Genomic DNA, 21,852 nt, shown 5'->3' with positions numbered 1-21,852 from the left:
TATGAGGAGGGGGTTGCATCATGGTAGTCTATATGAACGGCCAGTATGTGAAAAGCGAGGAGGCAAAAATCTCCGTATGGGATCACGGGTTTCTCTATGGAGACGGAGTCTTTGAGGGAATCAGGGCTTACGGGGGGAAGCTATTCAAGCTCAGGGACCACCTTGTGCGCCTCTACAAATCGGCGAAATCGCTGAAGATCACCATCCCCGTCACCCTGGAGGAGATGGAGAAAGCCGTCGTCGAGACGTGCAGGAAAAACGATCTCCGCGATGCCTATGTGCGGCTCGTGGTGTCCCGCGGCGTAGGTGACCTTGGCATCGATCCCCGCAAATGCAAAGCGGCAGGACCCACGGTGGTGATCATTGCTGACAAGATAGCCCTTTATCCCAGGGAGACGTACGAGGTGGGCCTCAAGGTCGTCACCGCCTCGACGCGAAAGAACATCAGCGCCGCCTTCAACGCCCAGATTAAATCCCTCAACTATCTTAACAATATCCTGGCCAAGATAGAGGCCATCGAGGCAGGTGCCGCCGAGGCCCTCATGGTGAACAGGGAAGGCTTCGTGACAGAGTGCACGACGGAGAATATTTTCATCTTCACCCGCGGCACCCTTATCACCCCTCCCGTCTATGTGGGAATCCTCGAGGGGATCACCAGGAATACCATTATTGAGCGTGCGCAGAGGAGGGGCATCGCCGTCAGGGAGGAGCCCTTCACTCCCCACGATATCTATGTGGCCGATGAGTGCTTTGTCACGGGCACGGGAGCCGAGGTTATTCCTGTCGTGCTTCTTGATGGGAGGACAATCGGTGACGGCGTCCCGGGGAAGGTCACCATGGCGCTCCTGGAGGATTACCGTGCCCTCACCGCGAGCGAGGGGACCCCTCTCTACGAGTGAGAGAGAGATTTGACATTTGGGAGAGAATATACTACAATGGAGAAAATCAATGGGGCTCCTGAAGGGAGCTAAAACGGGGCGTAGCGCAGCCTGGTAGCGCACAGCGTTCGGGACGCTGGGGTCGGAGGTTCAAATCCTCTCGCCCCGATTTTATTTTATGGCCTTGTGAAGAGACCCTTGATGGGGCACCCCTCTTGCCTATATAATGAAGTTACTCTTCTTAAAAAGGGGTGAAGGACTTGGAGGATGCCAGGATATTGATAGTTGAAGATGACGTGATAACGGCCCGGGATATAGAGGACTCCCTCAAGAAGCTCGGCTACCGAATCTGCGCCGTAGCCACATCAGGTGAGAAGGCCCTCGAGAAGGTCGAGGCCTTGAAGCCCGATCTGATCCTCATGGATATCCAGCTCAAGAACGGCATCGACGGTATCGAGACCTCAGAGCAGATCAAGAGCAGCTTCAATGTGCCCGTGGTGTTTCTCACCGCTTTCTCAGACAATGCCACTCTCTCCCGGGCAAAGTGCACTGAGCCTTTCGGCTATATCCTCAAGCCCTTCGAAGAGCGCCTCCTCCACAGCACCATAGAGATGGCCCTTCACAAGCACAGCCTCGAACATGAGCTCAAGAGGACCGGCACCATCAACGCCGCCCTTGCAGAGCTCTCGAAAGCCCTTCTCTCACTCGCCTCTCTGGAGGAGATATCGCTCTTGGTGCTGTCCTATGCACGGCATCTCACTGAGAGCACCTATGGCTTTGTCGGATACCTGGCCTCCCGTGATGCGCAGTTAAGGATTCCCGCAATTGAAGACGGTTCCCGGGAAGAGGGTATGTCGGGCCCTGTCTTCGAGGAGGCCGCAATGCTTCAGAAATGGGTCATTGGCCACGGAACCCCCTTTCTCTCCAATGAGCCGAAAGCCGATCCGCGCGGCGCCCTCGTGCTTGATCCCTGCAGGGAGGAGATAAGGAATGTCCTCTCCATGCCTGCAGTGGTTGGCGAAGAGCTTGTAGGGCAGCTTGTGGTGGCTCACTCAAAGAGAGACTATAGTCAATGGGATCTCGAGGTGATGGAGAAGCTCTCCATGCTCTATGCGCTTGCGGTCCAGAGGAAAAAGGATGATGAAGAGAGAGAGAGCCTCATCTTGAGGCTTCAAAACGCTCTTGTCAACGTGAAAACTCTGAGCGGTCTTCTCCCCATATGCTCGTCATGCAAGAAAATAAGGGATGACAAGGGATACTGGCAGCAGATAGAGCTCTACCTCCAGCAGCATTCCGAGGCTGATTTCAGCCACAGCCTCTGCCCTTCCTGTATTGAGAAGCTTTATGCCGATCTGGATGGCGAATCGGTGCGGGAGGCCTGATCAGGGAAGCTCCAGGGCGCTTATGGCACCCCGCTCCCTGAAAGTGAAAGTGGGGGCATCGAATTCAAAGACTCCCACTAAGTCATTCCTCCCGTAGCGGTTTTTCTCTATGATGAGGGAGAGGTTCGATGGCTCCTCGTGGGGAGCTCTCGTTGTCCTGTAAAGCCTGAGCACGGCATCGCAGCACGCAAAACGGGCCACCTCCTGATCCTTTTCAATCGTTGCAGAAAAGACAATGGCAATCCCAAGATCTCTCGTCATTCCCCGCAGGGAGGGATAAAGCTCCTCAAAGCGATGCTCCTGGGTCATGGACCTCCCGGTGGGAATCTGCTCGAAGGAGTCAAGGAAAAGCACTGAAGGCCTTATTTCCTCGCAAAGGAGCTTCAGGGCCGAGAGGTGAAAGGTTTCATCAGCCTCCTGGATGACCAGCAGCTCGCCCCAGGCGTCCAGCTCTCCTTGTGCCTTTTTCATAGCCTTCTCATAGTGCGCCTCGTTATATGAGCCTGAAGCGAGTTCCTGGTGAGGAATCTCCGTGAGGGCCGCATGGAGCGCGATTCCGAGGGAGACCATCGACTGGTGGTAGCTTATAAAAAGGCTTTTCACCGAATCCTTTTTTGCCAGCTCCCGTGCAAGCGCCAGCAGAAAGCCTGTCTTCCCGCTCCCCGGCGTGCCGGCAATTCCTATGAGGGCCCCGGGCTGGATTCCCCCCAGATGCCCGTTGAGAAAGGGAAATCCCGTGTCATGGCCGGGGAAGGATCTCCCTGTGGCCCGGTGGCGCTCACGCCTTGTCATCATCTCTTCCTTGAAAAGTTCGTGGAGGGAAGTGCCGGTGAGAAGGTTTTTGTGGTCCATCCTGTCGGGCTTTTCATGGGAAGGTGTCCCCTGGAGGGTGGCATGGGCTTTCTGGATGATCTTTTCAAAATACTCGTCAGGCGATGAAGTCCCCATTCCATGGGAGAAGATGTTCCTGAGGATAATCTTGGTCTCTTCGTCGGAGAGCTTTCCGCTCCTCGCGAGGCAGAGGGAAAGGGCGAAGTCGTAGTCCTCTTTCGTGGGATTCTTGAGGTCAACCCTTGAGCCGCTGAAGGTATCGGCCAGGATGGGATCTTTCTTTATGAGGGATTCCAGCTTGTTCTGGACATAGGTGTATACTTTAAGCTTCCGGAGCTTTGAGGATTCCCATCCTGACTTTTTCGTCTCATCGTGACTCTCTTCTCTTGACATTGACGCCACTTACAGCCTTTCATCCGGTAGTACCGCGTCATCACCCCCCGAAGACCCTACGATGCGAGGTCTTCCTCCTCGGGTTCCTGCTCCTCCGGCTCGTCAGGTTCAAGAGTCCTGAGCCTTGCATCTTCTGCGAGGCGCTCAGGCTCGCCCTCGAGCCAGAACTCAGGGTGCCATCTGCACTGCTCTTTCCCGGGGCATTTAAGGCAGCGCCTTATGCGGAGATTTATCTCCCTGATCCTTTTGTCGGCGCACTCGTGGTCGAAAAACTTGAAGTTATCGTAATATTTCCTGAGATAAGCCCTGCTGTATTCTACCATGGTGCTCCCTCTTTCCGTAAAAATCCGCGCCATTCCCGCTTCAAGAGCGGTTTCTGGCGCTCATTGCCAGAAAGTGATATTCTAGGGTCTTGCTTGATTTCCTCTTTTGCCACAAGATGCCTTTCCCGCCGGGCGCCACAGGAGCCGGTACCGTGAGCAGGGGAAAAAGGAGATTTACCTCGCAGAGAGAATATGTATTCAGGAATCCCGGAAAAAGCTCTTGCCAGGCACTCTCTATGGTGCCTCTCAAAAGCGGCCTCATCTCCATCTGATAAAATAGTTCTTCTACGGGTGAACAAGGTCTTCGGTGTTTTGATGTCAAGGAGGGAAGGGTATGGTCTTCGGGTTTTTTAAAAAAAGCAAGCCAAGCCTGAAGCTCGAAGCAAAGCAGGAAGTGGAGATTGAGTTTGTGACCCAGGATGGGACGGAAAGCTTTTTTACCGTGGTCCTCGAGATAGACCGCAAGCGGTTCACCCTCAAGACCCCGCAGAAAGGAAGCAAGGTTTATCCCTGTTCCATAGGAGATGAGGTGCTGATAGCTTTTCTTGACGCAAGCAACGTCTCCACTTTCAAGTCCAAGATACTTGAGAAGCGCGACAGGGAGATCGACCTCACCATTCCCTCTGATATTGCCGAGGAGAAGAGCCCCTTCACGGAAAATGATTTTTCCGTCGAGATCCCCGTGTCGGTGGAATACCGGGCAATCAGCACGGCTCATCTCCAGACGGCCACCACCAAGGAAATAAGTGCCACAGGCATAAAAGTAATCACCAACCTCCCCATTCCCAAAGAGACCCTTCTTTACCTTGAACTTGAAATCCCGGACTCACCGGTAATCAAGGCGAAGGGAAAAGTAGTGGGAAGCCAGAAGCTCCCTTCCGATGCCCGCAAGAGTGTTACCGACATAGAATTTGATGACGTGGGCCCCAAGGAGCGCGAGATGATATTCCGCTATGCCATGCTTTACCAGCAGCGAAGGGCGAGAAAACAGCTTTCCCAGAGGTGAGCCCCTTGGTCTTCCGGTTCCTGAAAAAAAGGCCTGTCACTTTTCTGCGTGAGGAAGAGGTTGAAATAATCCTTTCCCCGAGAGATGAGCCCTACCCCCAGATATTTATCACCAGGATCCAGAGCCAGTCCCCCCAGAAGATCCAGATCCAGATCCCCCCGCCGGTCCTCAAGAAAAGCGCCCTGGTGCCCGGCATGGAGGTGACGATCCATTTCAGGAGGGACAATTTCCTCGGAAGCTTTCAGGCAAAGGTGATGGACGTGATGCCTGAAGACAGGCCTCCTCTCTTTTCCGTGAAGGTGCCTTCGCAGGTCCTCTGGGAGGAGATAGTCCCCTCAAGGCTTGCGCCAAAGGCAACAGTTCACCCGGCAGTCCAGGTTCCCTGCACGGTGAAAAGCGGAGAGGCTCTCTACGAGGCAGTGGTGATCTCCGTCACGGCGAGATCTCTGGAACTCTCCTCGCCGGGTGAGTTCCCTCAGGGCGAGGTAGTGGTGATTGAACTGGGCACCACCGAAAAGCTGCTCTCCTTTGAAGGGGCTGTCATCAAAAACGGCCAGGACAGCGAGGAAGGGTATTTTGTGAGTTCTGTCGATCTGTCCCGCATGGAAGGGGAAGACCATAAGCTTCTTCTCTCATTCCTTTCAAAATCCTGAGGGACTCTCCCGCCGCTCTCCCGGGCCCTGGGAAGCTCCTTCCTCTGGCCCCCGCTCCTCCCTTTCCTGAATATAGGCAGAGCCTTTCCCCCAGGAGAAGTCATAGTAGCCCCGGTGAAGGGTCCTGAAGCCTGGCAGCTCCTGCGAAAGGGAGATGACGGTTCTCTTCCCCTCAAGCTGCTTCAGTTTCTCTACGAGCGATGCGAGGGTGTCGCTCGCAAAAGTGGTGCCGGCGAGAAAAAAGATGGTTCCCTTGGACAGATCGCAGTTCAGAAAAGATCCCTCCTGCAAGGAGACCTCCTTGATGCCAAGGGCATCGAAAATTTTTCTGCCCCTCCTGATGAATTCGCCGACACAGTCAATGCCGATAGCGGGGATGTCTGCAAAATAGTGGGCGGCTGCAAGGGGAAGGCCTCTTCCACACCCGAGGTCCATGAAGACATCATCTTTGCCAGGCCTGATGCGGGCCAGGATGCTCCTGAGGGTGAGGAGAGGCGTCTCGCCGTAAATGAGGTTCCCTTCGTCGCTTCCCTGCCTTGTGATAATCCTGTAAGGGGGATCAAAAAAATAATGAAGAAAGAGGAGGAACTGGAGGTTCCACCACCATGGGCTGGTGCCGAGGACCGCCAATTCGCGCAGCTTGAGAAAGGCCCCGTGGATGAGGTTCTCGGCCGCTATGGGAAAGAGTGAGAGAAGATCTTTCAGTTTCATGGCATGCTTCTTCATAGGTGTGCTTTTCTCTTTTGTTCTCTGCGGTGAAGGTTCTCCCTCCCCTCCTGGCCTTTCCTTCCACTGCGGTGCCGTCTTCCGCCCTTTCCAGCCCTGAAGGGGAAAAGGCCTGCAAGGCAGAAAAGTAGCACTGATATCCAAGGGGTTGGAAGGAAGAAAGGAGACTCTTGTGGGAGCATGCGGTGCGGTGCCAGCGCTGTCTCTCACTCCCGGAGCCGAGAAGAACCTTGTCATAGGGCTTCTGGGAGTGCTCTTTTTCCTTTTGTCCCTTTTCTTTCTGAGCCGCCTTCCCTTTTTCAGGAGGCGTTACCTTCAGGCTGCCACATCTGCCGAGGACCGTGAGAAAATTCTGCCGGTCCTTACCCCTCTGGAGGCGGCCCTTTTTATCAGGAACTCGCACACGGTGATGCTTGTTGCCCTTGTGTCGCTCCTTATGGACAAAGTGCTGTCGGTCTCAAGTCTCAAACCCCTCACCGTCAGGAGGGGAGAGGCCGGCGTTCCTCCAGGGCTTCCCGAGGAGATCTTTCTCTCAATGGTGTCCGAAGGGGACGGAGCTTTCACGGAAAGAGACTGCCATCCTTTTTTCGAGGCACTTGCCGACGGGCTTATCATGAAGACATGGTTTTCCGACAAGACCATGCTCAGAAGATATTACGACGATATGGTGCTGCTGAAGAAGGAAGAGCTTAAGGCAAGGGGGGAGATCTCCAGGCCTTCAGATCTCCTCTGGGCCCTTTTTTTTGACGGCCTCGAGGGGATTTCCATAAGGAGCGGGCTTCTCCCCGAAGGCGCCCTTCCCCCTGAAGGTGCCCCGGGTGCCCGGCTTGAGGCTCTCTCGGGAGCTCTCTTCTCCCTCTATCAGGACATGACCCTCACTTTTGAGGGCCACCAGAGTGGCCCTTTTGAGGGCCACCAGAGTGCCATGAAAGAAGAAGGCGATGCATAAAGAAGAAACCATGGCCGAGGGAGGCCGCCTTCAGAAGCTTCTTAACGAGAGGCGTCTCGCCGTGGAGGCCGCTTATTCAGGGTTCCGCCATTTTTACTGGCGGGAAGTCCTCTCTCCTGCAAGAGATCTCATAGACGGGGCCCTGGGGGAATACCGCACAGGCAGGGAGTCTTTTCAGGCGGAACAGAGGGAGCTCTGGGACAGGCTCCAGGATTCTGCACGGCAGAGGAGGAAAGCCCTTGGCTCCTCTTTTATGGAGAGGGCACATGCTATGGAGCGGGATCTTACCGGGTATGAGGAGAAACTGGATTACCTTGATGCTTCCGCCCTGGTGAACAGCGCCCTGAAGGAAAGGGAGGAATCCCTCCGCCTCAGAAGAGATGTCCTTAACAGAGAGCTTTTCACCCTCAGGGCCAGGTATTCCGCCATGCGCCCTCTTTTTTCGCTGAAGGCCTCCCTTCTTTTGAAGATAAGGATAGATGAGAAGGAAAAGGCCATAAAGGAGGTACTCCGCGCCCTTGACGAGGTGAGGAGCCAGTGGGAGCTTGAACGGCGTGGCGCACTTCTTGCCCATCCCTCGAAAAAAGAGCTGTGGAAGAAGCGTACCGTGGCGATGGCCCATTTGCGCGGCCTTTCAGAATGTCTCGCAAGGGAGGGGGAGCACGGGGTGGAACGGGAAGCGATGTACGCCTTTCTCTCAAGGCCGGGCAAGGATGTCCTGTCGCCTTACCGCCATGCACTTTCTCCCTACTGTGCAATGCTCGAGGCCCACGAGAGAATCTGCCGCCAGGCGGAACAGCTCATTGAAGAGCTTGACGGGCTTGGGATTGCCCTGGATGAGCGCATGGACGATGTCTCCCGGGGTGTTGAAGTGTCTGAAGCTTCCGGGTTCTTTGCCGCGCTCTCGGCTTTCATTGAAGCCCTTTCAGAGGGCCAGGCCCCCCAGGGACCTGAAGGAATCCTGGAGGCATTCTTCGCGAGCCGGCAGCAGTTCATGGCCCGGCGGGGCGATATATTATTCCCCCCCCACAGGAATCAAGGGGAGCCGTAAGGAATGATGACATCTATGAGTTCTCCTTCTTCTCTTACCCTGCACCAGGGATCCTTGCCTGGAGAGCCCCGCCACACCTCTGGCCAAGCCATGCCCATGGTTTTCCTCACCGCAAGCGCTTTTACGGGCGGTTTTTCCCTTCTCTTTCAGCTTGCACCTCATGGAAACCTCGCATTGCTCTCTCCCGCCCTTCTGGCATGCGGTGTGTTCCAGGCCATTCTATGGCTTATGGTAAGGCGCCCCTCCCGGCTCTTTTTCTATGGGGCCCTCGTGGCGCAGGCCCTGGTGCTCCTGCTGGCTCCCCGTGCTCATGGCCTTTTCTTTGCGGTGATGGCAGGCGCTTTCGGAGCCCTCTGGAGCATCCTGTACCGGTATGTTTCTCTTTACTACGCAGGACAGGAAGGAGGACTCGAAACCCGAGGCCTCCTTGCTCTCAGCGTTGCTGCGGGATCTGTGGTGAGTGGCCTCGTGGTATTTTCTGCCTGCGGGACCGGAGAGGTCGCTGTGCTCCTTTTCTCATCGGTGTTCCTTGCCATTGGCGGTGCCCTCCCCGCTGCGGCGCTTTTTTCCGGGGAGCTCCCGGTGCAGATCTCTCTTGCCGGGACCACGGGATTCCTGCGGGGGTTCTTCCGGGGAAAAAAAGGGGGGCTCGCCATGGCTCTTACCTTGGCCATGTTTTTTACCACGATCATCACGGTGGCCCAGGACATGCTTGTGCTTTTTTTCTCGGCCCGATCCTTTCAGAGCTTCGGCGAGGCCGCCTTTCTCGGAGGGATCTTTATGATGAGTGGGGGAACGGCCACCGTGCTGTGCCTTCTCTTTGTGGTTCCCGCTCTGAAAACTCATATTGGCGTCCGTACCCTTTACGGGCTTTACCCTCTCTTTGCCCTGGTGATTTTTATCATCGCCGCCCTGGTGCCCGTGGGGGGGGCTGTGCTCCTCTGGGCCTTCATCGTGACCAGATACGCACTGGGAGGCCCTGTGGCGCGGGAGGTGGAGGTGCTGTTCTGTGACGGCCTTCCCCTCACGGCGAGAAAGGTCTTTCAGAGCCTCGTGGAGCCCGAGATTGTGGCGGGAGCGACAATATTCTGCGGCGTGATACTCATGGGCTTTGACGCGGCGTCCTCATGGTTTCTGATGGGGACTGTCTTCCTGGGGGGAGGCGCCGCGCTTGTCTCCCTTCCTGTGCTTATCTGGGGCTGCCGGGAATATATTCAGAACCTTCTGATGCGTTTCAGGGAGAGAAATATTGATGTGGTGTCCCTGGCGGATCACCTGGGCCCTCTTGGTATTCCCGATGTAAAGGCCATACTTGAAGGGGTGAAGGCTTATGATGACCTTCCCTGCCTTTTTTTCCTCCGCTCACTCCGCGAACTTCAGAACAGGGAGCTTGTCGAGTCCCTCATCGAGCTTCTTCCCGAAAAGAAGCCTATGGTCCAGAGCGAGATTATAAGCATTCTCGGGGAGATGGATGTCCAGGAGGCCTATGAGCCCATCGTGAAGCTTCTCTCCTCGGAGAACGCCCATCTCAGAGCCCATTGCATCAAGGTTCTTGGCGATCTGGACCTCCAGAAGAACATCCCCCTCATCCTGGAGCACCTCGATGACAGCTCCCCCGAGGTTCGCGCCGTTGCCGCCCTCCATGCAGGCCAGTTCGGCTTCATGAAAGAGCGCTCCTGCCAGATTATACACTCATTGCTCGCAAGCCGCGAGGAATCCGAGATCTGCTGGGGTGCCTATGCGGCGGGACGATCCCTGGACCGGTCCTTCTTCTATTATCTTGCCCCCCTTCTCTCGTCGGAGAGCCCCGCGGTGAGGCTCCGGGTCATGGAGGCCATGGAGCGCCTCATTGATTACAGGGAGCGGGATTTCCGCACTATGTTCATAAAGGCTCTCCAGGACAGCCTGCCGGCCCTCCGCCTTACTGCCCTCAGGATATGTGCGAAGTTTGGCGCCGAGGGCCTTCTGCCCCTTGTGGCCTCTCTTCTCGGTGACAGGCACAGCGATGTGCGCAGGGAGGCAATCGCCACCCTGTCCCGGCATCGCGACGACCTGCTTGATGACCTGAGAAGCTTTCTCTACCACAGCGACGAGAGGGTAGTGGAATCATCCCTTGCCCTTATCTCAGGGGGATCGACCCTTATCTCCCTCGATTGCGTGTACCGTTTCCTGGAAGTGGAGTTTCATATCGCCCAGAGAAACCTTCATTACCTTGAGGTGCTCAAGAAATACGGCGCCGAAAAGGATCTTTTGGCCAAGGCGCTTTATGATTACAACCAGAAGGCGTTGAGACATATCATGATTGTGAGCCGGAGCCTTCCCCCCCCCGCCAGGGGGCCTGGAGGCCCGCAGCTCATTGCTCTGAAAAAGAAAACGGGAGCCTTTGCCGCGGCGCTCCTGGACAACAGCGCGGGAGGAAGGCTCCGGCTCCCGAAGGAGATGGCGGCACCGGAGGATGCACTCTGGGAAGATTATCTCCACCACCCTGACAAGTGGATCAGACGTGCCACATGCTATTTCCTTGTCAGGCGCGACCGCCGTGAACTGCTTGATGAAGAGGTCCTCAGCGAATGCGACGAAAGGGGAGTGAGAGTTTTGGAGGAAATAAGCATTCTCAGGAAGATACCCCTCTTTATGAATCTCACGCTTGAGCTTCTCGCCGCCATAAGCGAGCTTTCCGAAGAGAGGAGCTACAGGGCCGGCGATGTGGTGTTCCGTGAGGGAGAGCCTGGCGACGAAATGTTTCTTATTTACTCGGGCAAGGTGAAGATATGGAAGCGGGGCGGCAGGAACGACGAAATCGTGCTTGCCGAGCTCAAAACGGAAGACTATTTCGGTGAGATGGCCATGCTTGACGAGGCACCCCGCTCGGCGTCGGCAGTGGCTCTGGAGCCTTCAGTGCTCTCGGTGCTCACCCGCGAGAAGTTTTACAACATAATCTATGAGAAGCCTGAGATTGCCATAGAGGTCTGCAAGGTCCTCTCAGGGCGCCTCCGTGAAGCCAACGAAAGACTCATGGAAACCCGCAACGCCGGGGGAAGGAATTATTAGCGTGAGAAGGCACATCTTTGAAGAGCAGCGGGAGCACATGGTGGCGATCCAGCTCAGGGCGAGAGGCATCACCGATGAGGCAGTCCTCTCCGCCATGGCCTCCGTTCCCAGAGAGGTTTTCGTGCCTCCTGAGCAGTGCGAGTCTTCTTATGAAGACAGGGCTCTCTCCGTGGGCCTTGGCCAGACCATTTCGCAGCCATGGATTGTTGCCTACATGACCCAGGCCCTGGCACTGGAACCTCACGACAGGGTTCTCGAGGTGGGAACAGGATCAGGGTACCAGGGCGCCGTTCTCAGCAGGATAGTGAAAGAGGTCTATTCCATTGAGAGGCTCCCGGAGCTCTCCGCCGGGGCCGGGAAGATCTATGGAGCCCTTGGATACGGCAATATTTATCTCACTGTCGGTGACGGGACCGAGGGATGGCCGGACCATGCACCCTATGACGCCATTATGGTGACGGCAGCCTCTCCGGTGATACCGGAGCCGCTGAAAGAGCAGATGGCGCAGGGAGGGCGGCTCATTCTCCCCCTCGAGTCCGATTTTTGTGAGGTACTGATGCTTGTGACGCGAAAGGCAGACCAGTACGATGTGGTAAGGCTCTGCGAGTGCCGTTTTGTGCCGCTCATAGGAAGGTTCGGCTACCACGGAGATCGGTGAGGCAGGCCTCCCGTTGACTCCTCTTTTGAAAATTGCTATTATGAAGAAGACAGTCTTAAGAGAAGCACCAGAAAGAAATATTTAGAGAGGGGATAGTGCCATGGCGCGGGGAAAAAGCTCAGGCAACAAGATGAGGGCCAAGTACGCGAAATACCGGGCCATGATGAAAAAGCGGGCCCAGCAGGCTGCCCAGCAGGCGAAGAAGGCCCCGGGAGTCGCCCAGGTGCAGGCTGGCGTTCCTCTCGATGAATCCCGTCCCATAGAATGCGATGATGACGTGTTCTTTTCCGAGGAAGCCCATGAGGACAAAAGGGACCGGTCCGCGAAGGGCGCTTCGGTGGTCACCGTATGGGAAGAAGGCATTGTGGCCTTTGAGGATTTTGACGAAGAGGCCTTTGACAAGGAATTCGGCGGGGAGTTCGAAGACGGCGAAGAGAGTGAAGTGAGCGAAGTGAGCGAGCAGGAGGAAATGAACAAGATCCTCGAGGGGAATTACAGCAATAAGGAAATCATGCAGTTTCTGAAGGACAGGTTCATGGGAGGCGACAAGGAGTCCTGACGGGGCAGCGAGTATTTCGTCAACAATCTGCTTACATTTCGTTCATATTTGTGACAAAATGTTAACATGGGATCTCTTAACTGCCAGAAGGAAAGATGTGATAACATATAAGACAAGGAACTATCAGCTTCCCGGCAAGGTAGATCGAGGGAGCCTTGAAGGAAAGAGTGATAAAAAATTATAAATGAAGGGAGAAAATGAAATGGCGGAAGATGATGCGATTGGCAAAATTGGCGAGGTAGGCGGAGGCACCAGCAAGACTCAGGAGACCACTTCCAAGTATGACACGGCGGCAGCCAAGGATACGGGGAAGGGCGAGGAAGCGGGGAAAACCGAGGAAACCAAGGAAACCAAGACCGATACCACAGACAAAGTAGATAAGACCGACGAAAAGGAAGATACCAAGGAAACCGACGCGGAAAAAGAAAAGAAAGAAAAGGAAGCCGAAGAGAAGAAGCAGAAGGAGATAGATGACCTCAAGAAGCAGATAGAAGACCTCAAGAAGATGGTCGAATCGCTTGCCAATAAGAAGGATGACAAGAAGGCCGAGGACAAGGCCGCTCCCAAGGAAGCCCAGCAGGCAGCTCCTGCCCAGCAGGCCGCTCCCGCCCAGCAGGCAGGCCAGGGTGGCCAGGACTGGGAATCAAAGCTCAAGGATGACGTGATGAATGTCATCAACGAGAAAATGCAGGGCATTGCCGGTGCCCAGAACGCCGCCCAGGGCGGCGTGCCTCAGGCGGGCCAGGCCCAGGGCCTCAATGCCACCCAGAGCGTGGGCGGCGTGGGCAACGTGGGCCAGACGCAGCAGATCGGGGGAGGCGGACCCCAGGGAATGGGCGGCATAGACGGAGGCTTCGGGGGCGCAGGCCAAGGAACAAGCCCTGCAGTGCAGCAGCTGACCTCCGACTGGCAGCAGTGCCAGCAGGACGGCGCCCAGGTAAGCCCCGAGACTCAGATGCTCGTGAAGACAGCCCTTACCATGTCGGGTGTGACTGACACCCAGCAGAGCCAGACTGGGAACCAGGCCTTCAACCCCATGATGGGCGGCGTGAACAAGCTCATCAACGGCCAGTAGGCCCGCAGGCAGCAGAAAGGATCCAAGAGGGAGGCACCGCCTCCTTCTTTTTTTGTCATGGCTTGCTTTTTTCCGGAAATAACGCTATGATAGAGGGGAAGGCGCCGGAAAAGATTAACATTTTCGCAACACAAAAGGCCCCAGGGTATGCTATAATAAAATTGGATACCTGTGGTCATCCGGAAGCGATAAGGAGGAGCAGTATATGGACAGAGATCCAAGAGACAGGATCGATCAGATCAGGGCCCAGAGAGGGAGAGACACGGTCCAGGTGGGCATCAACCCCATGGAGGCCTCGCTTGTTGCGCCTATAGCAGCCCCGAGCCTTACCCCCGATTCAAATATCCTGGGAGTGGATTTCAAGAGTCCATGGCTGCGTGACAGGGTGAGCCTGAGCCTTGAGGCGCAGATTGCCATGATGGAGATGAGGGCCAATTACCGCCTCACGCTGGCTGATCTGGGATATACGAACAGGATTTCCATCCTTCCCGTGCGGCCGGGCATTTTTATCAAGATAGAGCCTACAGGCTGCTACCGCATGGTCTATCACAACAGGTAGGCCTTTTCCCCTGAGAGTGGCCAGAAAGACCCCCCCGGGGTCTTTTTATTTCCAGAAAAATTCTCCCCCTTGAGGAATGAGGGCTTGTGATGGAGAACTATTTGAGAGTATACTGTGCGTCACTATACAGGGAGAGAGTGAACTGTGATGTACCGCGGCGGAATATGCCTTGTGGCAATGCTCTTTATCATGGCCGGACTGTGTGCGGCGGCAGAGCCCCTTTTCCCTTCCCCTGCAGGGGGTGGAGTCCCCCCGCCGTACCTCGCGGCCATCTCGTTCACCAAGGTGCTCATTGAGGGAAGCCTTTTCTCCGTGAGGGTCATCGTCCGTGATCCCTCGGACGGGAAGCCCCTCCAGGAGGTCCCTGTGGAGATCTCCCTCAGGGACGATCGCGGCGGGACAAAGGCCTCCTCGTCGCTCTCCACCGACAGGAACGGTACTGTGTCGCCCGCCCTTGCCGTCAGCGGCATTTCAGGGAAAGGTGAGCTTCTCGTGGCTCTTGGCAGCGGCGGCGCAAGGCGGGAGTATTCTTTCCCCGTCACCATAGAGGAGCGGAAGAAGATTCAGCTCTCGCTCTTTGAAACCCGCACCGCCGAGGGCTCTTTTCTTCTGGCCCGGGCACGGGTGCTCAAGGTGCCCGGCGGCGTTCCCGCCAGGGAAGGCATGGTGACTTTCCTTCTTGTCGATCCGGAAAAGAAGACTCTTTTTAAGACTGAGACCCCCCTGGGGGAAGGAGGAGTGGCCCTTGCCCGGTTCCCCCTCACCAGGGGGTTTGCCGGCGGGGAATATGAGATGAGCGCCCTTGCAGGTGAAGCGAAGTCCGCAAGGAAATTCAGGCTCACGAGAGCACCCCTTCAGCCTCTCATTGCGGTGCTTGAGTTTGATCGTGAAGCAGCCGTCTCAGGCGACACCATCCAGGGCACGGTGAAGGTGCTCCGCCCTGACGGGCGCCCCGTGCCGCAGGCAGCCATTGACCTTTCCATCACCTCGCGCGGCGCTTTTGAGAAGCTTCTGGCCCACCTTGAGCGGACTGCCGACGGGGAAGGCCTCTACCGCTTCAAGTCACTCGTGCCATCTCAGGGCGAAGGCGGAAAGATGAAGGCTCTTGCCTTTACCTTGAAAGCCTCAAGGGGAGGGCTTACCGCAGAAGTCTCCCGGGAGCTCCCGGTCTTTTCCCGCCCCTTTTTTGTCAATCTCCTTCCCGAGCGCAGGGAGCTGAAACGAGGCCTTGCCAACAAGGTGACCCTTCTGGTCACCGACCGTGAGTATGGGCCCTATCCCCTCTCGGTGACGGTGGCGGGAGAAGGGCTCTCCCAGCCCCTTGCGACGCAGGTGAAGGGATGGGCCACTTTCGAGGTGACGCCCCCTTCGTCTGCGCCCCTGCATATCCGCGTCAAGGGCTCGGACGGAAAAGGCCTCACCGTTGATGAGGAGTATACGCTTCCCGTGGAAAAAGGGAGCGACAGCCTCCTTGTGCGTGCCGACAGGAGCATGCTCCTGAAAGGCGAGAGTCCCGCCTTTACCGTGCTCTCTACAGAGGCCCGCGCACTGGTCTATCTTGATTTGTACTCGGCTGGCCAGCTCTGCGCCACGGCGTCGCTCGCCATGACCGAAGGCCATGGAAGGCTTGTGCTGCCCCTGGATGAGCGCCTTGAAGGGCTTATTGAGGTAAGGGCCTCCCTGGGCGTAAAAGATGGGCCCAGAGACATCCAGTGGCTATATGTCTCGCCCCATGAGAGCCTGCAGATAAATATGGGCGCCATGAAGGGCGTCTATGTTCCGGGCGAGGTGCTTCCCCTCGCCATCAAGGTTGAGGCCTCAAGGGAGCGGTTCCTGGAGGTGGGCCTCAGGAGAAGGGCTGGCTCCACCGGCCCGGTGAGCTACAGGAGATCCAACTGGATCTCCCTTGTGGACCCTCTCCCCCTTGACGGCTCCCCTGACATGTGCCGGGCCCTTGAGAGGGCCGTCTTCAGTGACGCCATCAAGCTTGAAGGCTTAAGGCAGTTTTTTGGAGCTGCCCTTTTTCTTCAGCTTTCCCCGGGGGAAGAGGCCTTCACCTTTGAGAGCGGCGGGGAGGAGCCCCCTGAAAGCGATGAGCTCTCGCAGGTGCTCGAGAGAAGGACCGTGATGCTCCTCACCGGGAGCAGGCCGGACGGGGAGCACTTCCCGGAGGGAGCCCGCTACGGCCTCGCAGAGAGGATGTCTTCCTTTTACCGCAAAGAAGCGTGGCCCGGGGACGAGAAGAAAGAGGGGCGCCAGGCGCCGCCTGCAGTCCCCATAGCCCTGCCCTTTGACGGCTCCCGGAGGAACACTCTTCCTGCCGTCTATTATTTTGATCCCTCGAGCAAGGTGGCTCCCCGTTCGACCCTTGCACGGGATATTCTCCTCCCTGCCCGCAACCTGCAGGGAGAGCTCTTCGCGGGGTCCCTCGACGAGAACTGGGAGATCACCCAGAAGGTCACCATATTCCAGGAGTTTCTCTGCGAGATTCCCCGGTTTCTGGAGCCCTGCCTCGTGGAAGGCGACAGCATCTCCCTTCCCGTGAGGCTGGTGAATTACCTCGGTGCTCCCCGGGAGCTTCTAGTGGAGATATCGAAAAGGGACTGGTTTCTGCTTTCGGGTGACCGTGAAAAGAAAGTGACAGTCCCTCCCTACGGCGAGGCTTTCCAATGGTTCCCCCTCACCATAAGCCGTCCCGGCGGCCCCTACAAGCTTGCAGTGGCCGCCCGCAGCGGCGGTGCTTACCAGGAGGTCCGCGCTGACTGTACTGTTCTGCCGAAGGCATACGGGCATGAGCAGGCCAGGGAGGGGAGGCTTGAAAAAGAGTGCGCCCTCTCCTTTGAATTTCCGGGAGGTGCCAGGGAAGAGGGACGGGAGGTTTTTCTGGATATTTACAACAGTGCCGCCTCTCTTCTCGCAGAGGGAGCGGAATCTTCAAAAAAGAGCCTCTTTGTGACTGCCGATGAATTCGCTGCCAGGATGCTCGAGAACGCTTTTCTCGCAGGGGCAGCGGTGCCGCAGGGCGGCGAGCAGGGTCAGAAGCTGCGGGAATCATTCCAGCAGGATTACGGCAGTCTTCTCCGGTTTGAAAAGAAGGGCGGCGGGTTTTCCCGTTATGCCGGCGATGAGACCTCCGGAGCGGCCCTCACGGCCTTCGTGGTGATGGCCCTTAAAGAGGGGGCGAAGCTTTCAGTGGGCGATGAAAAAATGGCGGCGCGGCATGTGAAGTGGCTCTTCTCTGTGCGCAGGCCTGACGGGAGCTGGGTCGAGGAGAAGGGGAGGGGCCCGGCGCCGGAGCTTTGCACGGCCATGGTGACGTGGGCACTTCTTCAGTGCGGGGTACCCTCTGACGAATTGAAGGAATCCCTGGCATACCTCGCTGACAAGGCAGACCGTTCCAGTGAAAGCCTCACCATGGCTCTCCTGGCCGGTATTCTCCGCCGCAGTGCATCTGAGAAGGCAAAGGATGCAGAGGAAGCGCTTCTGCGCTCGGCCCTGTCCCGGGGCGGCTTTTTTTTCTGGCAGGGGAGCAGGTCACTTTTTTCGGGTGCAGAAGGCACTGCCGCCGACCTCGAGGCCACGGCTCTGGCGGTCATGGCTCTTGAGCCTTCCCTTCTCGGTCATGAGCGCGCCGTATCGGTGACGGCCTTCTTTGTCGGCAACAGGCTTCCTGACGGCACATGGGGCACACCATTCACCACGTGGCTTGTCGCTGCCGCTCTTTCGCGCCTTGAGGAGGGGAGGTGCGCCTCCGGGAGCCTGGAGGTACAGGTAAGCGGGAGGAAGGCAGAGACCCTCAGCTTTCCCCGTGGGGAAGGCCCTCTCAGGAGGAGCATCCCGGCATTTTCCGCGCCGCAAGGGGTGGTGACGCTGCGGCCCCGCGTCGATTTTCCCCTCTACTACCGCCTGCGCGGGCGGTACTACAGCGAGGCGCCTGCGTCAAAAGGAGTCGAGGTGGCAAGAGTGGTGACGCCTTCGCGGGTAAAAAGGGGGCAGGATGTCGAATATACCGTCACCTGGAAAAGTGCTGTCCAGGGGCCCGTCACGGTGACCATACCGGTTCCCTGGAGCCTTGAGGTCAAGCGTGAGGCCCTTGAAGCCCTCAAGGGGAAGGGCGACATTCTTGACTATGCCATGACGGGCCATACCCTCAGTATAGTGATGCAGGGGAAGGGGGGGCGTCTCTCAATTCCCTTTACGGCGGCCCTCCCCTGCCGCATCACTGTGGCTCCCGCCGAGGTGAGGGGATATGAGTCTCCCCGCGTGGGAGGCGCAAGTCCTTTTGCTCCCCTTGAAATAGAATAAAGGAGAACCGCTCATGGAAAACCATCGAAGGCTTGTCTGTTTCGACCTGGACGGCACTCTCATTGACGGCACTGTCTATATCTGGCAGACCCTCTATGAAACCTATGTAAAGGATGAGAGCCTCAAGAAGAAAATCACCGAAGACTATTATGCCAAGAGGATCACTTACGAGGAGTGGTTCCTCCACGATCTGGAGATCTTCAGGGACCACGGCGTCACCGAAGAGAAGATGCGCGCCTCCATCCGCTCGCTGAAGCTCATGAAAGGGGCCCGCGAAACACTTGACGAGCTCTTGAGCCGTGGATACAAGCTTGCACTCATTTCTGGAAGCCTCAGCATGGTGCTTGACGAGCTTTTTCCTGACCACCCCTTTTCCGATGTCCTTATCAACGAGGTCTATTTCGACGACCATGGCGTCATCTCGGGGGGGAAAGCCACCCCCTACGACGTGGAGAAGAAGGGCGAGGGCCTCAAGGTGATTGCCTCCAGGGAAGGAATCCCGCTGGACCGCTGTTTTTTTGTGGGCGACAATGAAAATGATCTTTCCATAGCGGAGACGGCCGGTTTTTCCATTGCCTTCAACTGCAAGTCCGAGAGACTTGCACGCGTTTGTAATGTGGTAATCTACGAGAAGGATCTCAGGAAGATTCTCACCGTCATCCCCTAGAGGGATTTTATATCCTTGGCAGGAATCCAGCCCTGTATAGGCCCTCCTGTGGAGGCATTGTCTTTCTGGCCCTGCACCGCCACTTCCACCCAGTCTTCCTCGGTCCTCAGGATGCGCACCTTCGTGCCCTCGGGGATGATCACGGAGATGGCTTCCTGGAGGCTTGGGCTTGAATGGACCTCTGCCGACGGTGCGGTGATGATGCCGCTCTGCTGATATTCCCTCTGATAGATCGCAGTGGCCATGAGGGCCGTTCCCATGAGAAAGAGGATGGCCACGGTGCAGAGTGCCCAGAGGTACTGCTCCTTCTTGAGGAACACATAGAGGATGATAAGGGCCACAAGGCCCCACCAGAGAAGAAATACCGCCACGGTGACCTCGTTTATGGAGGCGAGGGAGAGGATGGATGCTCCCTCTTTCCCCTCGGGGGCCCCGGCTTTCTGCGCCGCCTCCCTTGCAAATTCCAGGTTGAAGGCAATGTCACGGTCCCTGGGAAGAAGGCGGTGGGCCTTCTCATAGTAAAGAATGGCATAGCCGAGCTTGTTGTCCCTGAAGTAGGCATTCCCGAGGTTGTAATAGAGCTGGGGGCTTGCCACTTGCTGGATGGCCGTTATCTTCAGGTAGCACTCGATGGCTTTCTGGTAGGTGCCGTTCCTGTAAGCCTCGTTCCCTTCCTGGAAGAGCCTGTCCGCTTCGCCTGCGCCGGCGAAGGCCTGCGAAGACAGAATCAGGACAAGCAATGCGGTGAGAAGCGCTTTTTTCATTGGGAGCTCCTTGCGGTGCGCGTGGCTTTTTCAATGGCAGTCACGAGTTTTTCGCAGCGCTCCAGGTCCTTTGACGGATCGCTGTCTTTGCTGTCCTTTGAAGCGAAGCGGGCGAGATCGCACTTTGTGAGGAACTCTTCAAAGGACCTCAGGGCGGCCTCGTCAAGACCCCTGTCACCAAGAGATTCCTTTATCTGCGAGATGGTGAGGCCGGAGCCTGCCATGTCAAAACGGTTCCTGAGGTACTCGTAGATGCCTTTCTGGACCGCCGCGTAAAAGGTCTGGGGGTCTTTCGCAAGCGATCTTGCGCTTTTCAGGTGGGTCCTGAACTGGCGGTAAGCCTGGGACTTTCTCATGAGGGCCGTATTCTTCTCAAGATGCTCTTTTCTTCTCAAGGTGAAGGCAAAGCCTCCCAGCAGCACAAGAGGCAGAGCCCCGGCAGCAAGGAAATAGAGGTTTTTATAGAGGGGGAGGTCCTCAGGGGCGCATTTCCTCATGAAAGACTTGATGTAGCGGATATCAGTCTTCTTTACCTCGAGGGGCTGAGCTCCTGATACCTCGGGAGACGGCCCCCCTGCCGACGGGTTCTTCGGTGCCGTCACCTTCACTTCCAGAGGTGATGTGGCGACAGTGCGGTAGGCCTTCAAGGCAGGGTCAAAGTAAGAGAGGGTGATGGCGGGAATGACAAGGGTGCCCTCCTTCCGGGGAATGAGGGTGGTGCTGAACGATTTTTCACCAGTCACCTTTGCGCCCTGGGGGGTGGTGCGCTGGGACTCAGTGGTATCAAATTTCTTGAATCCCGCCAGGTCGGGGAGCTTCGGCAGCTCTATGGTGGAAGGGTTCCCTTCACCGCTAATCCTTATGGTAAAGGTCACAGGCTCGTCCATGGGCGTCTCTCCGGGATCGACTTCCGCCTCGACCTTGAACTCCCCCACGGCATGGGTAAAATGGGAGGGCGCTCCTTTCGGGAGCTCCATGACCTCCACGGGGAGGGGATCGGTCTTCACGGTCTCCATGGCGCCGCCAAAAAAGCTCATGACCTGGTAGTTGGCGGTGACGCTCTCGACGGTGAGCGAGCCTGACGAGATGGGGTAAAGGATATATTTCTGCTCAATGACGGCGTATTTCTGCCCCTGGAGCGTCGTATAGTAGCTTCTTGGCGATTTGATCTCCTCGATAAGGAATCCCTGGGAGGAGGGAGGCAGGAGCCGGTGGTCCAGGGAGACCTCTGCGGGATAGCAGAAGTTGACGGTGAGGATCAGCTGTTCATTCACGTAAGCTTTCTTTTTGTTGAGGGCCGCCACGGCGAAGACCTGCCCCTGGGGCTCCTCGTCCATGAAGGGAAAATTGGGAAAGGGCGTCGAAAGAGCCGGCGGCGCCCCGTGGGGATGCAGGGAGGGAATGGAGGGAGGCGCAGGGATGGTGGGGCGGATCGGTGTGGCGAAAGGAAGGCCTGCACCTCCGCCCCCTCCTCTTGTCACTTCAATGACAATGGGGTCTGTGGCATAGGTGGTGCCGCCCGCCTGGAGGGTCACAGGCTTGATGGTAAGGGTGCCGGCCCTCCTGGGCTGGAGCACATACTGATAGGTAATGGAGGCGGAAGTCTGGAAGTTGATGATTTCTATGTTCTGTGACTGGAACTGCGAGAGGATGGTGAAATCTGCAAGAGAAGGGAGTACCGGAGGGGGGGCGTTCTCACCCCGCACTGTCACCGAGAGGGTGAGCTGTTCACCCAGGGAAAGGGAGGTCCTGTCCACATCTGCCGAGAGCTCAATCCCCTGGGCGTGGAGCGCCGCGGCACAGAGCGCCATGAAAGCGAGGCAGATGAAGAGAAGTCTGTGTGCAGGTCTTGCCATGGTTACCAGTCCTTGTCGGTTTTCCTTACCTGATAGCGTGCCCGCAGCTGCTTGAGCTGCTTTTCCTCCTCTTTCTGGAAGGCCTTCAGGATCCTGAGGGCCTGCTCCTTGCTGATATCCTCTTTTTCGGGAGGCTGCTCGGGAGGAGGCTCCTTGTCCTTGTCCT

The 21,852-nt window shown here is 56.9% G+C and carries 18 protein-coding genes and 1 tRNA gene; 14 read left to right on the top strand and 5 right to left on the bottom strand.

Annotation, left to right across the window (positions count from 1 at the left end):
* The first annotated feature begins 20 nt into the window (after positions 1-20).
* The 3 genes from ilvE to RDV48_09100 all read left to right on the top strand — a co-directional run bounded on the left by ilvE (position 21) and on the right by RDV48_09100 (position 2,260).
* The gene (gene ilvE, locus RDV48_09110; GenBank protein MDQ7822937.1) at positions 21-899 is read left to right on the top strand and encodes a branched-chain-amino-acid transaminase; all 879 of its coding nucleotides are present in this window, start codon (positions 21-23) and stop codon (positions 897-899) included.
* 74 nt (positions 900-973) lie between these two features.
* Positions 974-1,047: transfer RNA gene (locus tag RDV48_09105), tRNA-Pro, on the top strand.
* A gap of 91 nt (positions 1,048-1,138) precedes the next feature.
* Positions 1,139-2,260, top strand: coding sequence for a response regulator (locus RDV48_09100; protein ID MDQ7822936.1), 1,122 nt, complete (start codon positions 1,139-1,141; stop codon positions 2,258-2,260).
* On the opposite strand, the gene RDV48_09095 is transcribed toward RDV48_09100, so the two are convergent.
* Together RDV48_09095 and RDV48_09090 are read right to left on the bottom strand one after the other, a co-directional pair.
* The gene (locus tag RDV48_09095) at positions 2,261-3,484 is read right to left on the bottom strand and encodes a DnaB-like helicase C-terminal domain-containing protein (GenBank protein MDQ7822935.1); all 1,224 of its coding nucleotides are present in this window, start codon (positions 3,482-3,484) and stop codon (positions 2,261-2,263) included.
* Positions 3,485-3,540: 56 nt separating this feature from the next.
* Entirely contained in the window at positions 3,541-3,807 is a 267-nt protein-coding gene (locus RDV48_09090; GenBank protein ID MDQ7822934.1) for a hypothetical protein, read from the bottom strand.
* Positions 3,808-4,141: 334 nt separating this feature from the next.
* On the opposite strand from RDV48_09090, the gene RDV48_09085 reads away from it, so the two are divergent.
* Both RDV48_09085 and RDV48_09080 read left to right on the top strand, forming a co-directional pair.
* Positions 4,142-4,813 (top strand): flagellar brake protein, encoded by a 672-nt coding sequence (locus RDV48_09085; protein MDQ7822933.1) that lies wholly within the window; start codon positions 4,142-4,144, stop codon positions 4,811-4,813.
* A 5-nt stretch (positions 4,814-4,818) separates the two neighbouring features.
* On the top strand, positions 4,819-5,466 hold the full coding sequence (locus RDV48_09080) for a hypothetical protein (GenBank protein ID MDQ7822932.1): 648 nt from the start codon (positions 4,819-4,821) through the stop codon (positions 5,464-5,466).
* Here the strand turns inward: RDV48_09080 and RDV48_09075 are convergent.
* The gene (locus RDV48_09075) at positions 5,455-6,177 is read right to left on the bottom strand and encodes a hypothetical protein (protein ID MDQ7822931.1); all 723 of its coding nucleotides are present in this window, start codon (positions 6,175-6,177) and stop codon (positions 5,455-5,457) included. The genes RDV48_09080 and RDV48_09075 overlap by 12 nt on opposite strands.
* Positions 6,178-6,364: 187 nt before the next feature.
* Between RDV48_09075 and RDV48_09070 the strand changes: the two genes are divergently transcribed.
* From RDV48_09070 to RDV48_09030, 9 genes are all read left to right on the top strand, one after another.
* Entirely contained in the window at positions 6,365-7,141 is a 777-nt protein-coding gene (locus RDV48_09070; GenBank protein MDQ7822930.1) for a hypothetical protein, read from the top strand.
* On the top strand, positions 7,134-8,192 hold the full coding sequence (locus RDV48_09065) for a hypothetical protein (protein ID MDQ7822929.1): 1,059 nt from the start codon (positions 7,134-7,136) through the stop codon (positions 8,190-8,192). The genes RDV48_09070 and RDV48_09065 overlap by 8 nt, the downstream gene beginning before the upstream one ends.
* A gap of 15 nt (positions 8,193-8,207) precedes the next feature.
* Positions 8,208-11,243, top strand: coding sequence for a HEAT repeat domain-containing protein (locus tag RDV48_09060; protein ID MDQ7822928.1), 3,036 nt, complete (start codon positions 8,208-8,210; stop codon positions 11,241-11,243).
* Between the two features lies 1 nt (position 11,244).
* On the top strand, positions 11,245-11,901 hold the full coding sequence (locus RDV48_09055; GenBank protein ID MDQ7822927.1) for a protein-L-isoaspartate(D-aspartate) O-methyltransferase: 657 nt from the start codon (positions 11,245-11,247) through the stop codon (positions 11,899-11,901).
* Between the two features lie 100 nt (positions 11,902-12,001).
* The gene (locus RDV48_09050; protein MDQ7822926.1) at positions 12,002-12,460 is read left to right on the top strand and encodes a hypothetical protein; all 459 of its coding nucleotides are present in this window, start codon (positions 12,002-12,004) and stop codon (positions 12,458-12,460) included.
* A gap of 202 nt (positions 12,461-12,662) precedes the next feature.
* Positions 12,663-13,535, top strand: coding sequence for a hypothetical protein (locus RDV48_09045; GenBank protein MDQ7822925.1), 873 nt, complete (start codon positions 12,663-12,665; stop codon positions 13,533-13,535).
* Positions 13,536-13,740: 205 nt separating this feature from the next.
* Positions 13,741-14,094 (top strand): hypothetical protein, encoded by a 354-nt coding sequence (locus RDV48_09040; protein MDQ7822924.1) that lies wholly within the window; start codon positions 13,741-13,743, stop codon positions 14,092-14,094.
* Between the two features lie 147 nt (positions 14,095-14,241).
* Entirely contained in the window at positions 14,242-18,399 is a 4,158-nt protein-coding gene (locus RDV48_09035) for a hypothetical protein (protein MDQ7822923.1), read from the top strand.
* A 13-nt stretch (positions 18,400-18,412) separates the two neighbouring features.
* Entirely contained in the window at positions 18,413-19,066 is a 654-nt protein-coding gene (locus RDV48_09030; protein ID MDQ7822922.1) for an HAD family phosphatase, read from the top strand.
* On the opposite strand, the gene RDV48_09025 is transcribed toward RDV48_09030, so the two are convergent.
* Entirely contained in the window at positions 19,063-19,830 is a 768-nt protein-coding gene (locus RDV48_09025; GenBank protein ID MDQ7822921.1) for a tetratricopeptide repeat protein, read from the bottom strand. The genes RDV48_09030 and RDV48_09025 overlap by 4 nt on opposite strands.
* Positions 19,827-21,686, bottom strand: a complete 1,860-nt coding sequence (locus tag RDV48_09020) for a BatD family protein (GenBank protein ID MDQ7822920.1) — start codon at positions 21,684-21,686, stop codon at positions 19,827-19,829. Before RDV48_09020 ends, RDV48_09025 begins: the two co-directional genes overlap by 4 nt.
* Between the last annotated feature and the right edge of the window lie 166 nt (positions 21,687-21,852).

It is taken from the genome of Candidatus Eremiobacterota bacterium (assembly GCA_031082125.1).
Classification (GTDB): Bacteria; Vulcanimicrobiota; CADAWZ01; order CADAWZ01; family Ess09-12; genus Ess09-12.
Note: the sequence above shows the minus strand (reverse complement) of the source record. Positions and strands in the feature narration are given on the sequence as shown.

Coding starts and splice junctions, on each gene's coding strand:
- RDV48_09050 (MDQ7822926.1), top strand. CDS start 12,002: ATGGCGCGGGGAAAAAGCTCAGGCAACAAGATGAGGGCCAAGTACGCG.
- RDV48_09060 (MDQ7822928.1), top strand. CDS start 8,208: ATGAGTTCTCCTTCTTCTCTTACCCTGCACCAGGGATCCTTGCCTGGA.
- RDV48_09020 (MDQ7822920.1), bottom strand. CDS start 21,686: ATGGCAAGACCTGCACACAGACTTCTCTTCATCTGCCTCGCTTTCATG.
- RDV48_09040 (MDQ7822924.1), top strand. CDS start 13,741: ATGGACAGAGATCCAAGAGACAGGATCGATCAGATCAGGGCCCAGAGA.
- RDV48_09090 (MDQ7822934.1), bottom strand. CDS start 3,807: ATGGTAGAATACAGCAGGGCTTATCTCAGGAAATATTACGATAACTTC.
- RDV48_09095 (MDQ7822935.1), bottom strand. CDS start 3,484: ATGTCAAGAGAAGAGAGTCACGATGAGACGAAAAAGTCAGGATGGGAA.
- RDV48_09035 (MDQ7822923.1), top strand. CDS start 14,242: ATGTACCGCGGCGGAATATGCCTTGTGGCAATGCTCTTTATCATGGCC.
- RDV48_09075 (MDQ7822931.1), bottom strand. CDS start 6,177: ATGAAACTGAAAGATCTTCTCTCACTCTTTCCCATAGCGGCCGAGAAC.
- RDV48_09045 (MDQ7822925.1), top strand. CDS start 12,663: ATGGCGGAAGATGATGCGATTGGCAAAATTGGCGAGGTAGGCGGAGGC.
- RDV48_09025 (MDQ7822921.1), bottom strand. CDS start 19,830: ATGAAAAAAGCGCTTCTCACCGCATTGCTTGTCCTGATTCTGTCTTCG.
- RDV48_09030 (MDQ7822922.1), top strand. CDS start 18,413: ATGGAAAACCATCGAAGGCTTGTCTGTTTCGACCTGGACGGCACTCTC.
- RDV48_09085 (MDQ7822933.1), top strand. CDS start 4,142: ATGGTCTTCGGGTTTTTTAAAAAAAGCAAGCCAAGCCTGAAGCTCGAA.
- RDV48_09065 (MDQ7822929.1), top strand. CDS start 7,134: ATGCATAAAGAAGAAACCATGGCCGAGGGAGGCCGCCTTCAGAAGCTT.
- ilvE (MDQ7822937.1), top strand. CDS start 21: ATGGTAGTCTATATGAACGGCCAGTATGTGAAAAGCGAGGAGGCAAAA.